The 12,333-nt window shown below is 68.7% G+C and carries 12 protein-coding genes and 2 tRNA genes; 3 read left to right on the top strand and 11 right to left on the bottom strand.

Going from position 1 to position 12,333, the window contains the following annotated elements:
* Window positions 1–59 precede the first annotated feature (59 nt).
* The 4 genes from PKD89_RS15080 to PKD89_RS15065 form a co-directional block, all read right to left on the bottom strand.
* A tRNA-Sec gene (locus PKD89_RS15080) sits at window positions 60–155 on the bottom strand.
* Window positions 156–230: 75 nt separating this feature from the next.
* A complete protein-coding gene (locus tag PKD89_RS15075) occupies window positions 231–1,169 on the bottom strand; it encodes a sigma-70 family RNA polymerase sigma factor (RefSeq protein WP_287376517.1) in 939 nt (312 codons plus the stop codon).
* A gap of 288 nt (window positions 1,170–1,457) precedes the next feature.
* Window positions 1,458–2,015: a hypothetical protein gene (locus PKD89_RS15070; protein ID WP_289011851.1), complete on the bottom strand. Its 558-nt coding sequence runs from the start codon at window positions 2,013–2,015 to the stop codon at window positions 1,458–1,460.
* Window positions 2,012–4,063 (bottom strand): methylmalonyl-CoA mutase family protein, encoded by a 2,052-nt coding sequence (locus tag PKD89_RS15065; protein WP_289011850.1) that lies wholly within the window; start codon window positions 4,061–4,063, stop codon window positions 2,012–2,014. Before PKD89_RS15065 ends, PKD89_RS15070 begins: the two co-directional genes overlap by 4 nt.
* A gap of 127 nt (window positions 4,064–4,190) precedes the next feature.
* Here PKD89_RS15065 and PKD89_RS15060 point away from each other — a divergent pair, with 127 nt between their 5' ends.
* Window positions 4,191–4,739: a DoxX family protein gene (locus PKD89_RS15060; protein WP_287376512.1), complete on the top strand. Its 549-nt coding sequence runs from the start codon at window positions 4,191–4,193 to the stop codon at window positions 4,737–4,739.
* Window positions 4,740–4,767: 28 nt separating this feature from the next.
* The gene (locus PKD89_RS15055; protein WP_289011849.1) at window positions 4,768–6,183 is read left to right on the top strand and encodes a malonyl-CoA decarboxylase domain-containing protein; all 1,416 of its coding nucleotides are present in this window, start codon (window positions 4,768–4,770) and stop codon (window positions 6,181–6,183) included.
* Here PKD89_RS15055 and PKD89_RS15050 read toward each other — a convergent pair.
* The gene (locus PKD89_RS15050; protein ID WP_289011848.1) at window positions 6,095–7,609 is read right to left on the bottom strand and encodes an AI-2E family transporter; all 1,515 of its coding nucleotides are present in this window, start codon (window positions 7,607–7,609) and stop codon (window positions 6,095–6,097) included. The two genes, PKD89_RS15055 and PKD89_RS15050, sit on opposite strands and share 89 nt — an antisense overlap.
* A gap of 66 nt (window positions 7,610–7,675) precedes the next feature.
* The gene (locus PKD89_RS15045; RefSeq protein WP_289011847.1) at window positions 7,676–8,428 is read right to left on the bottom strand and encodes an MBL fold metallo-hydrolase; all 753 of its coding nucleotides are present in this window, start codon (window positions 8,426–8,428) and stop codon (window positions 7,676–7,678) included.
* A gap of 153 nt (window positions 8,429–8,581) precedes the next feature.
* Between PKD89_RS15045 and PKD89_RS15040 the strand changes: the two genes are divergently transcribed.
* A tRNA-Ser gene (locus PKD89_RS15040) sits at window positions 8,582–8,669 on the top strand.
* 135 nt (window positions 8,670–8,804) lie between these two features.
* Here PKD89_RS15040 and PKD89_RS15035 read toward each other — a convergent pair.
* The 5 genes from PKD89_RS15035 to PKD89_RS15015 form a co-directional block, all read right to left on the bottom strand.
* Window positions 8,805–9,329 carry a hypothetical protein gene (locus PKD89_RS15035; RefSeq protein WP_289011846.1) on the bottom strand — a complete coding sequence of 175 codons (525 nt, stop codon included), beginning with the start codon at window positions 9,327–9,329 and terminating at the stop codon, window positions 8,805–8,807.
* A gap of 227 nt (window positions 9,330–9,556) precedes the next feature.
* Window positions 9,557–9,880, bottom strand: a complete 324-nt coding sequence (locus PKD89_RS15030) for a protease inhibitor I42 family protein (protein WP_287376500.1) — start codon at window positions 9,878–9,880, stop codon at window positions 9,557–9,559.
* Window positions 9,881–9,908: 28 nt separating this feature from the next.
* Entirely contained in the window at window positions 9,909–10,751 is an 843-nt protein-coding gene (locus PKD89_RS15025) for a C1 family peptidase (RefSeq protein ID WP_289011844.1), read from the bottom strand.
* Between the two features lie 529 nt (window positions 10,752–11,280).
* Window positions 11,281–11,610 carry an SDR family oxidoreductase gene (locus PKD89_RS15020; protein ID WP_289011843.1) on the bottom strand — a complete coding sequence of 110 codons (330 nt, stop codon included), beginning with the start codon at window positions 11,608–11,610 and terminating at the stop codon, window positions 11,281–11,283.
* 145 nt (window positions 11,611–11,755) lie between these two features.
* Window positions 11,756–12,310 carry a carboxymuconolactone decarboxylase family protein gene (locus PKD89_RS15015; RefSeq protein WP_289011842.1) on the bottom strand — a complete coding sequence of 185 codons (555 nt, stop codon included), beginning with the start codon at window positions 12,308–12,310 and terminating at the stop codon, window positions 11,756–11,758.
* Between the last annotated feature and the right edge of the window lie 23 nt (window positions 12,311–12,333).

Below are 12,333 nucleotides of genomic sequence, written 5' to 3'. Positions count from 1 at the left end.
ACCCGGGGGCAGACGCGAATCGGACCCGGCCATCTGGCCGGGCCCGATTCGATTGCGTGTGGCGGAGGTGGACGGGAATCGAACCCGCCGGACGGGGATCGCCCGTCCCACCCGCTTTGAAGGCGGGGGGGCCCACCAGGTACCCGGACACCTCCACGACTGTGATTACCGAACGGCGCGATCGCTGCGCTGTGCGACGGGAGGCCGCTCGGCCTCCGAGTCGTCGGACCTTAGACGGCCAGCAGGTCGCGGGCACCGGTGTCCGAGGACGGATGGCGCAGCTTGCTCATCGCACGGGCCTCGATCTGGCGAATGCGCTCCCGTGTGAGGTTGAAGTGCTCCCCTACCTCCTCGAGGGTGCGGGGCTCGCCCCGGTCGAGGCCGAAGCGCAGCTTCAGGATCTCGCGCTCGCGCTGGTCGAGCGGGGACAGCAGCCGGGAGATCTCCTCGGGCAGCAGCGCTGTGGCGGCCACCTCGAAGGGGGACTCGGCCGAGCGGTCCTCGACCACGTCGCCCAGTTCGGCGTCGCCGTCCTCGCGAAGCGGCTCGGACAGCGACAGCGGCTCGGCGGCGAAGCGCAGCGCCTCGGTCACCTTCTCCTCGGGCATCTCAACCTCGGCGGCCAACTCGAGCAGGGTGGCCGGACGGCCCAGCTTCAGCTCGAGGCGGGCACGGGCCTTCTGCAACCGGGCCAGGGTGTCGCCCGCGTGAACCGGCAGACGGATCGTGCGGCCGGTGTTGGCGATGCCGCGCGTGATCGCCTGGCGGATCCACCAGGTGGCATAGGTGGAGAACTTGAAGCCCTTGCGCCAGTCGAACTTCTCGACGGCGTGCATCAGGCCGAGGTTGCCCTCCTGGATCAGGTCGAGCAGCGGCAGTCCGGACGCCTGATACTTCTTGGCGATCGACACGACGAGACGAAGGTTCGACTGCACGAAGGTCTGCTCGGCGGCGTCACCCTTGCGGGCGGCGCGCCGAAGCTCGCGCTTCTTGGCCGGAGTCAACGTGACCTCGGGGTTGTCCAGTTGGCCGCGCGCGTCGGCGCCCTTTTCGATCACCTGGGCGAGGCGCACCTCGTCGTCCTTGGTGAGCAGCGGATACTGGCCGATGTCGGTGAGGTAGAGGCGGACAAGGTCCTCCTCGTCGCGCTCTACGCGATCTTTCGCCACGTGGTTCCTTTCGGTGCTGAGAGTGAGTGCTGAGTGCTGGTGCGGGGTTCGGGTGAACGGCCAACCGGCTCCTCGGCCAAAACATCGCTGCGGTCGCGTTGGGTCGCACTCTGGACGACGCGACATTGCGGTGCTGCTGGTCGTGACAGGGGTTGGGGTCGGGCGCCCAAGCGGGAGCATGGGTCGGTCGGGTGTGCCATTCCGGCCTGGGCAATGTGCAGGATACGTTCGACGTCAAGGGGCATCCCACCCCGGGGAGCCGTCAAGCGTGCTCCGAACGGCCTGCGCTCACTGCGGCTCGACCCATGCCGACAGCGTGGCGGTGGCGGTCGGGCTGCACCCGAGCGCACCCAACTTCCCACTCACCGCAAGGAAATCGGAGGTGGCGTCGCCCAGCGAACGCTCGGCGTTTCGCCGCACGACGACGCCCGCCGGCCCGTCGGCCAGCCGCACCAGGGTGCGATATCCCACCATCAGCCTGGGCAATATCATTTGTGCGGCGACCCCCAAAGCGGCCACTGACGTCGGTTCATCCCACCGCTCACCGTCGGTCGGCCCCAAGGCGCGGTCGGCGGCGAGCACCTCGCCGATGAGCCCCCCCAAGGGGTCGTCGGCCCCGGCCGGGGGTGGCGGATCGGCGGCAGCACCGTCGAGGCCTCCACGCCGGGCGGGCCACAACTCGCGCCATTGCTCGGCGCGCCAGCCATGGTGAGCGCTCACCGGGCCGAGCGCTGCGGTCACCCCATCGACCGTGGCTGCGACCGACCAGCGGCCCACCGACACACAACATTGATGCTCGGCCCAGGCCAAGCTCAGCGTCCAGGCGGCCAGGTCGTCACCGGTCATGGGGTCGAGACGTGACGGGCGGCGTCGTGGGCATCGCCGAGCAGATCGAGCAGGTTCACCCCGACGCCGGCGTCGGCGGCGATCGACCCGGCGACCTCGTCGAACGCTGGACGAGCGCGCCCGGCGACGTAGAGGCGCGCCGGTCCGGCCGCGTCGAGCGCGGTCACCGCCGCCTCGCCCCACTCGTCGTAGACGGCGTCGGAGGAGCAGACGATCGCCAGCGATGCGCCGCAGTCGACAAACGCGCTCGCCAGCGCCTCGGGGCTGTCGAACCCGGCGTTGTCCAGCGCCTCGATACCGCCCGCCTCGAAGGCGTTGCGGGCCCAGGAGGCTCGGGCGGTATGGACCGCCGCCGGGCCGAGGTTGGCCAGAAATACCCGGGGGCGGGCGCCGGTTGCGGCGAGCGTGTCGTCGCTGCGCTGACGCAGCGCCTCCCAGCCCTCGGCCCAGCGCACCGGCGTCAGCGGGGCGGGCAGCACGGTGGCCGGGGTGAGCGGCGCTGCACCGTCGGCCGAGTGGGGCCAGGCGGCGAGCGCCGCCCGGCGCAGCTCGTCAAGGTCGCGGGAGGGGCGGTGCACCGGTTCCTCGTCGAGCAGCGGGAACTCCGACACGCCGGTGATCGGCCGAGCCCGGGTCGCCACCTGCTCCAGCGTTGCGGTGCGTTCACGGGCGATCTCGTCGCCCCACCACCCGGAGGTGAGCGCCGCCACCATGCCCCCACGTCCCTCGATCTGTTGGAACGTTTCCCAGGCTGCAGTGCACAGCGAGTCGGTCAGCGACTCGACGTACCACGACCCCCCGGCGGCGTCGACGACCCGTCCCAGCCCGGATTCCTCCTGGGCGAGCAGCTGGGTGTTGCGGGCCATGCGGCGGGCGAAACCGTCGCTGTGCCCGCCGAGCGACGCGTCAAACGGCGCCACCGTGATCGATTCGGCGCCGCCGAGCGCGCCGGCCACGGTGGCGGCGGTGCCGCGCAGCAGGTTCACCCATGGGTCCCGTCGGGTGAGCATCGCCGAGGAGGTCCGTGCGTGCACCGAGGCGGCGGCGGCCGCTTCGCTGGCCCCGGCCGCCAGCGCGAGGTGGCTCCAGCACCGGCGGGCGGCGCGCAGCAGCGCGATGCCTCCCCAGATGTCTGCGTCGAGGGCGACCGTGATCGTGACCTGGGCCAACGCCTGGTCCAGGCTCAGCCCACCGTCGGTCACCGCATCGAGCACCTGGCGGCCGGTGGCCAGCATCGCCGCCAACTGTTGGGTCGGCGTGGCCCCGGCCTCGGCGTAGGTGCCGGTGTCGATACCGAGGGCGCTGACGTCGGGAAAGGCCTCATGGGTGCGGGCGGCCAGGCGTCCCGCAGCAGCAAGCGCTTCGTCGATCCCACCGGGCAGGGTGCCGGCGGCGGCCAGGGCGCCGATCGGGTCGGCCCGAAACGCGCCCAGCGCCTCTGAGGGGTCGATGCCCCGCCGCTGCCAGACCCCCACCAACAGCTCGGCGGCACACTCGAAGGAAGCGCCGGCGTCGAGCGCCACCGGAGCCGCCTCCAGGACGACTCCTTCGAGCGCAGCGTCGAGGGCGTCGACCTCCAGGGCGAGCAGGCCGTCCACGCCGGCGGCGGCCTGCCAGGCCTCGTCGCCAGGCGCGAGGCCGCGGCGGGCGGCCTGGTCGAATCGGATGGTCAGGCTGGACGCCCCACCGGTCAGGTCGCCGAGGGCGTCGGCAGACGCCGTCCCCGGGTCGGCCGCGTCGATCACGCAGCGGATGTCCCAGGTGCCCTGGGCTCGACCGGCCGGGGCCACGCCCCGGGTGAAGGGCGCCTGGCCGGGAAACCCGGCGGCGTCGGCGACCGTCCCCACGGGGCGCTGATAGAGCGGCCCCACCTCGATCCCGTCGCGCCGGGTGGTGACGATCGTGTCGATCGGGCGGCCGCGCAGCGTCTTGTCGACCAGGGCCAACCATTCGCTCTCGTCGGGCGCTTCGAAGGCTGCGGCCAACTCGTCGAGCTCCGGCTCGACATCGGTCGCCGGGCCATCCTTGGGCGGTTCGGCTGTTCCCATGGTTCACTCCTCGGCTCCGACGAACCCCCAGCGTAGAGAACGGCGGTTCCGAGCACGAAGGGGGCCGTCTCGGCCTCGGAATCTAGGATCGCCTGTCAGGTCCCCCGACAACCCCCGGAGCCCCTTCGTGTTCGCCCAGATCCTCGCCCAGACCCCCAACTACACATCCGTCGACACGGCACTTCTCATCGTGCGCGTCGTCTTCGGCCTCACCTTGGCCATGCACGGCTGGCAGAAATTCTTCACCGGCGGGCGCATGCCCGGTACCGCCGGGTGGTTCGACGGCATGGGGATGAAGCCGGGCAAGGTGATGGCCCCGCTGGCCGCAAGCACCGAGATCGGGGCGGGTTTGGGCTTCGCGATCGGGCTGCTGACGCCGCTGATGTCGGCCGGCTGTGTCGGCATCATGTTGGTGGCCGCTTGGACGGTGCACCGCGAGGAGTTCTTCATCGTCAAGGGCGGCTGGGAGTACAACATGGTGCTCGCCACCGGCACGGTCGGCGTGGCCATGATCGGCCCGGGACGGTTCTCCCTCGACCGGACGTTCGGCTTCGACGGCACGCTCAGCGGCTGGCTCGGCCTGGCCCTGTCGGCCGGCCTCGGCATCGTCGGCGGTGTGAGCCTGCTCGCCGTCTTCTACCGGCCTCCGGCCCCCGAGTCCGATACTGCACCATGAACGATTGGAAACATGAGCGGTCGGGAGCATGAGTAGCCGGGAGGCGAGCAACCGGGACCTGGGTCACCGGAGGGGCCGCTCGGGCCTGCAGGGTGTGCTCGACCGTCTCGGCGCGTGGAATCGCAGCCCGCGTAACCCCGCCGAACACCACGAGCTGAGCACCAAGGATCTCGGTCGGCTTCACCGGGTGTTCGCCCGGCTGACCGATGCGCCCGAGCTGTCCGAACGTCGCCGGATCGCCGCCGAGCTGGTCACGATGTGGGCCGAGGACGTGCCGTCGGCCCGCCCCAACCTGCTGACGGCGTTGGCCCAACGGGCCCTTCCCGGCGCCGCCCAACGAGCCGATCTGGCCGCGCTGGGCAGCTCGACGCCAACCAGCGCCGACCAACAGGTCCTTCTCGATCTGCTGCGGGACGCCCAGCGGGCGATGCGCATGCCGGTCGACCCAATCCTCGACGAGCTGTGCGCGGCGCCGGGAGGGGTGCGCTTCCTTATCGAGCTGCGCGCCGCCGCCCTCGAGCTGGCCACGGGTGAGGCCGGCGCCGAGGCCGATCCGCCAGCGGCCGCCCTGGAGGCGTGCCTGCTCGCTCGCCTGCGGGTGTTGATGACGCCCTCGTTGATCGAGATGCGGCGCTTGGACTGGGAGACGCCGGCCAGCCTGTTGCAGCGGGTGGCGGTACTGGAGAAGGTCCACCCGATCGACTCGATCGACCAGCTGCGCGACCGCCTGGACGAGGACCGGGCGGCGTTTGCGCTGTTCCACCCGGGCATGGACGACGAGCCGCTGGCCTTCGTGTGGGTTGCCTTCACCCTCGGCGTCCCCGACTCACTCGACCCGATCACCGACCCGGCTGCGCCCAGCGTCCCGCTCGAAAAGGCCGATACCGCCGTGTTCTGGAGCATTTCGGCGTCACAAACGGGGCTGTCCTCCCTGGGCCTGGGCAACGAGCTGATCAAGGCGGCGGTGCGCGAGCTGCGTGTGTCGCAGCCCTCGTTGAGCACCTTCGTCACCCTGTCGCCGATCCCAACCCTGGCCGCTCACGTCCTCGAGACGGTTGCGGACGGCGACGCACTGGGAACGAACCGCTCGGTCGACGACGTACAGCGCCTGCTCACCGACGAGGTCTGGTTGGTCAGCCACGAAGCCGACGAGCTGGCCTCCCCACTGCTGGGCCTGGCCGCGCGGTACCTGACCGACACCGGCGCCACCGGACGCTCACCCGACCCCGTCTCCAACTTTCATCTGGGTAACGGCGCCCGACTGATGCGGCTGTGCTGGGCGGCCAACCGGAGCCCCCAGGGACTCGGCCAGTCGCTGGGCGTCATGGCCAACTACCTGTACGAGCCGCAGGAGGTCAGCGATCGCGCTCGTCACTACCGGGGTCAGGGTGTTGTGAGTGTTGGCGATGAGGTGGCTCGCCTTTTCGAGGGATCAAGCGAATGAGCGAGGCTCGCACGCGTTCCGGGGCCCGTTGGTCGGTATTGGGGCCCACCGGCTTCTCGTCGTCGTCCCCCCGACCGCTTTTGCCGACGACGTCGGCCGGTTGAACCGCGACGGCGGTCAGTCCTGAGCTCACCACCTCGTGGCGCTGGAGGAACGCCGACAGGAACGCTTGGATGATCGCAGCCAGGGGCAGCGCCAGCAGCGCTCCAACCGGGCCGATCAGGCTGGCGCCGGCGATCACCGACCCGAAAGCCACCGCCGGGTGGATGTCCATGGTGCGTGCGGTCACCCTGGGGGCAAACAGGTAGTTCTCGATCTGTTGGTACACCGCGAAATAGATCAGCAACCCCAGCGCAGCGATCGGGTTGTTCACCAGGGCGATGAGCACCGGGAGTGCACCGGCCAGGTAGGTGCCAACCACCGGCACGAACTGCGACAGGATGCCCATCCACAGCGCAAGCGCCAGCGCATAGGGCACGCCGAGCAGCTCGAGCGCAATCCAGCTGAAGACCGTCGACAACGCCGCCAGTACCAGGCGGCTGTACAGGTAGCCGCCGGTCTTGGCGATCGCCAGCTCCCACAGGTCGAGCACCATGCGTTGGTGATCCTGTGGCAGGCGGGAGCAGATCGTGTTCCGGAACTTGGGCCCGTCGGCGGTCAGGTAGAAGGCGAACAGCCCGATCGTCAGCAGCCGGAACACCGCGCCGACCGCCGTCGCCGACAGGGTGACCACCCGGCCGCCGACGTTGGTGGCCATCTTGGACAGGTCGCCCTGATAGGTCTCGATTTGTCTCACCAGGTCGTCGGAGGTGACCTCGGTGTTGAAGCGGGTGTTCACCCAGTCCGTGACGTCCTGCACGTAGCGGGGGGCGTCGTCCACCAGGCGGCTCGCCTCGCTGATCACCAGGTCCACCATGGCGTAGGTCAGCATCGCTCCGCCCAGGACGACGACAACGAACACCAACCCGGTGGCGGCGCCGCGGCGCCAGCCGCGGTCGGCCAACCAGTTGACAGCCGGCTCGACGGCAAAGCTGACGAACAGCGCCACCATCAGCATCAACAACAGGTCGCGAAGCATGTAGATCGTGGCCCGCAAGAGCACCAGGCCGGCGACGGTCAGCGCCGTGTAGATCAGCGCCCGGGGAAACCAGGGTGGGATGCGGTCGCCGAGCGGGCTGTGCGCTGCCTCGGTCCGGGGTTGTTGAAGCTGTGCCCAGCCCGGGTCGTCCAGCACGGCACGATCGCCCTGACCAGGGTGCCGCTGCTGGTCCCCGTCCGCCGAGTGGCTGCCCGGCGAACCCGCTGCTCCCGAGTCGTTGCCGGCGTGAGACTCGTCCGGCGAGGAGTTCGGCGGCGTCTTCGCGTCGTCTGGGTGCGGCTCCGTAGGTTCGCGCGTCTCGCTGCCGGGTTCGGCCTCGTCGCTCATCGCCCTAGCTTCGCAGGTACCGACACCCTCGGGGCACTTGCTGGGGCCGTCTTTGACAGCAGCCGGCTATCGACCGAACATGCCCATCCATTCGGTGGCGTTACGCGGTGCGAACACATAGTTGTGCTTGCGGGTCTCGCCCATCGGGGCAGAGGGTTCCGCCGAGTACATGTGACCCGGAAACAGCACGGTGTCGTCAGAAATGTTGGCCAGCCGCCGGGTGAGGCTTTCGTACAGCGCCGCGGGGTCGCCGCCGGGCAGGTCGGTGCGCCCGCACCCCTCCAGAAACAGGGTGTCGCCCGCGATCAGCTTGCCATCGACCAGAAAGCACTGGCTGCCAGGCGTGTGGCCCGGCGTGTGGATCAGCCTGACCGCCACCTCGCCCACCATCACCACGTCGCCGGAGGTGTGCGTGCGCAGCTGGCTCTCGGGAACCTCGGTGACGATGCGCAGCCATTCCTCTTCGTCAGCTTGGATGTGGACCGGCACGTCGGCGCGTTCGAGCAGTTCTCGCACCCCCGCGATGCCGTGGCCCATCATGTCCCCGCCGCAATGATCGGGGTGATAGTGGGTCACCAGCGCGCCGGTGAGGGTCATCTCGTCGGCCTCAAGCACGTCGACCAGTTCGTTCGGCGCATAGGCCGGGTCGACCAGCACCGCCTCACCGGTCTCACGGTCGCCGATGGCGTACACGAAGTTGACCATCTGCCGGGCGATCGGGTCGTTCTTCGCGAAATCGCGCCCGGCCAGCAGCTGGCGGAAGTACACCCGGTCGGAAGCGGTCGGCGTGGTGGGGGTGGTGTCGGTCGAGTCGCTCATGGCCACCAGTGTGGTCGGCGCGCCGACGAGCGTGCGGCCAGCGGGCCGGGCAGCGGCCGGACACCGCCCATCCCAGCGCGTCGGGTCCCTGCCAGCGAGCGCCTTGGACTATCACTTCGTCGACCATCCAGGGTCGGTTCTAGAGTGACGCACGGAGGGATGGCAGAGCGGACGAATGCGACGGTCTTGAAAACCGTTGAGGTGCAAGCCTCCGGGGGTTCGAATCCCCCTCCCTCCGCCACTCAACCTCCCTATGGGGTGAGGCGAGCTCGTGAGCACCCTCCGGCAGCCAGTTGACCAAGGTTGAGTGAACGAGCAGTGACCGTTGACAATCCACCGGTCGACGGGACCGCCACTCCCCGCCGAGAAGCGGTGCCTACTCGCCGAGGATCCGGGCCCTCTGTTCGGCGAACTCGGCCTCGGTCAGCAGCCCGAGGTCCTTCATCGCGACGAGCTGGGAGAGCAATTCCACCGGGTCCTTCTGCGGGCCGCCATGCATGAGCGGGGCGCCGACGCCGGCAGCTCCGGGTGTGATCACCATGGCGCCGTTCTGCTCGGCCCACTGCGTAGCGATGGCCTGGGTGTCGGCCGTGGAGGCGCCGCTGGTCGCCGACGTGATGAGCTGCTGGATGAAGTCGATCTGCCCCGCCGACTTGCCCTTCCCCTGCATCATCGCCGCGATGTTCGGTGCCGGATTACCGTCCAGCATGATGGCGTCGTGTTCGTCGGGGTCGTAGATCACGGCCAAGTGCTGGCCCTCGGTGGGGATCGAGAGCTGCGCGAAACGAAAGCGTTCCTCCACCTCAAAGGCTGGTTCGTCCTGCGGCTCGACACGGAGCGTGAGCTTCAATGCGATCTCGGTGTTGGAGACGACGTTGTCGGAGCCGTGCGTGATGGCCATCCCCCGCTCACCTACGGCGACCACGGTGGCGGAAGCGCGACGTCCGTGCTGCTCGAGCTTCTTGCGTGTGCGGCGACTGGGCTTTCCGAGGATGTATTCACGGGAAACCTATTGCGCCGCGATCCAAGCACGGCAGGGCTCGCTGGCCCCCTGGGAAGAAGGTCACCCCGCAACGATCCGCGTCCAACTCACCTGCGCCATCGGGTCGGAGAACCTTGAGCGGCTCATCAGAGGCGGGCGTGAACAGTCAGGGTGAACCGGTCCAAGACTGACGCGTCTCCTTCCCACGGCCGCCCTTGCTTGAGCGCGATTGAGGTGGTACCCGCGGCGATAACGCTCAGGGTCCAAGTGGTCACACCACCACCGCCCATTGCGCCGCTGGACGGCTCGTAGCCCGAGTTGGTCAGCACCAAGGAATCGCCGGTCACGGGCTCAAACTCCCACCGGTAGCCGGTCGTGGGATTGTCCGCCAGGCGCAGCAGGATCGTGTCGCCGACATCCGCTTCGATCGAGGTGCCGTCCTCAGCGCTGGTCACTTCGATAGTGGCCATGGGCGTCACCCGGTCAGCGAGCCTGGGGTCACACCGTGACGCCGTAGGACTCGTTGAAGAATGCCGCCGCGATGTAAGCGGGCGAGGCATAGCCGAAGCCCTTGTCGCCCCAGCCGGTACCCCAACTATTACGGATGATGAAGCGGCCATTCGGCAGATAACCCACCACCGCGATCGCGTGGCCTCCGCGGACCGTGCCCGGCTGGAATTTATCGAGGATGCCCTTGGTTGCGGTTGCGTTGCCCCACGTAGCGTCCACCGACACGCCAGCCAGGATCGGTCCGTGAGATGCCAGCCACGACTTCCACTTGGTCAGGTTCCGTTGCAGGTTGAAGTACGCGGAGATCTTGCGCTGGGCGGCATCAGCGAAGAAGGCATTCTCGTCGCCGGTGTACATCTTGGTGGCCACGTGGAACGGCAGCACTTTGTCGGTGACCACGCCGTAGTTGCGGGCAGCGTCCATGGCCGCCTTCAAGGATGTGCCTGCCCCCTCGATGAAGGACGTCGGATGCGTCGTGAACTCGTCGGTCTCCTTGGACGCCATCCACACAAACCTCGGTGACAGCGGTTCGCTCTGACCAACTTTGCCCGCTTGAACCATGTGGTACCGCAGCACACCCTCGGCCGTGGCCCAGCCGACGCACGATCCGGTGTTCTCCTGATCACCGATCGTCCACCATTTCTGGCGCCAGTCGACCTTGGCCGGCGGTGCCGCCACCGCTTCCAATGCTCCAGACGCCACCGCGTCCTCAAATTGCCAGTCCTTCTCGGTTTCTGTTGAGGGCACCAGATTGCAGATCCGCTCATGCTTGGGGGGGGACGTCTCCGTTGCCGCACGCTTTCGCTTTGGCTTGGCCGCCACCTTCTTCACCGCGCTCGTGGTCTTGCCCTTCGATCCTGCTGTTTTCGCCATCACCGCTCCCTCGAGTCACCGAGTCTGAGCCAGGGACGTCCCCTGCCCCGCGAGCAGTATTCACCCAGGATACAGTGGATGCAACCACTTCATGATCTCGCTTCGATGCCGGGCGAACCGGGCGCGCCTAGCACTCACCAACTGCTGCGAGGTGGCCACCGTTGAAGTGGTGTCCGTGTGCGGCGATACGGCCAGGCTCGGTTGATGGGTGGACTCGCCGGCCTCGAAACTCGGAGGGTTGGCGGGTTGAGCCGTCGACTCAACCTGCGCCAGGACAACACCGACCGGTGCGTTGCCAACCTGTCGATCGGGCAGGCCGGCCACTCCCACGGGGCCGCCCGGCTGAGACGACGCTCGCTTTGGGATGATTAAAGGTCAGGGGGTGGCCCGTTATCGTCCCAAAGGATCCGTGCCCGCCCTGCTGGGAACACGGGCCCATCGGCCTGCTCGCTCCTTCCGTCTACACCGACCTGCTCGCTCCTTCCGTTCACACAGTGGAGAGACCACCGTCGACGGCGAGGATCTGCCCGGTGACGTAGCCGGCCTCGTCTCTGAGGAGGATCACCACCGGCGCAGCCACCTCCCAAGCCGTGCCCTGCTGGCGAAGGGCCGCCAACGCCTCGGTGCGGCCGGGCCGTCCCCTGCTGGCAAGACGCCCCACTGGAGTGTCGATCAACCCGGGTGCGACCACGTTGGCCCGGATTCCCCGCCGAGCGCCCTCGAAGGCGACGTGGCGTCCGAGGCCGGCCGATGCCCACGTTGAGCACCAGGCCGTCGAGCAGATCCGTCGCCTGGCCCACCGTCGCCTCGCATGCATCGGGTTCGGACACGTCGGCAACGATCACTTTGGCTGTGCCGCCCTCGTCGTGGATGAAGGCGGCGCTGTCCTCGGCAGAGCGAAGGTTCATGTCGGCGCAGGCGACCGGTGCCGGGTCGGTTTGCGCCCGTGGTCACGTCGATCGTCATCGGGGCAGCCCTTCGACGCCGGCTTCTCGGGCGATACGCAGTGAGTTCAGCGTGAAACCGACCAGGTGGTACTGGCCGACGACCATGCACACCTCGATCAGCTGTTGCTCGTCGTACAACTCGGCCAGCCCGGCCCAGGTGTCGTCACCGATGATGCTGTTGGCGTGCAGCTCATCGGCCGCCCGGACCAGGAGTTCGTCGCCCGCCGATCGCTCGACGGCGTCGAACGACGCCAGGGCAGCCATCTCGTCGTCGGTCAGGCCGGCGAGGCGCCCCAGCAGCAGGTGGTGGCCCCATTCGTAATCGGCCTCGGTGTTGGCGGCGGTGCGCAGGATGAGCACCTCTCGGTCCCGGGCGGGCAGCGCCCCGCCGGCCAACAGCATGCCGCCGAAGGCGGACCAGCGCTTGAGCAGCCTTGGATGGTGAGCGAGGGTGGCGAACAGGTTCATGTCGTCAGCTTCGGGGTCGAAGCGGAGCGATCGGACCAGCTCCTCGGTGCGGGCATCGCGGCCCTCGGGAGCCAGCGGCGCGATGCGAGGTGCGTCAGTCACGGTCGTCATCATGACGCGCCCAA

It is taken from the genome of Candidatus Neomicrothrix sp. (genome assembly GCF_035329545.1).
GTDB lineage: Bacteria > Actinomycetota > Acidimicrobiia > Acidimicrobiales > Microtrichaceae > Microthrix > Microthrix subdominans.
The sequence above is the reverse complement of the archived record's forward strand: the minus strand, read 5'-3'. Positions and strand labels throughout refer to the sequence as shown.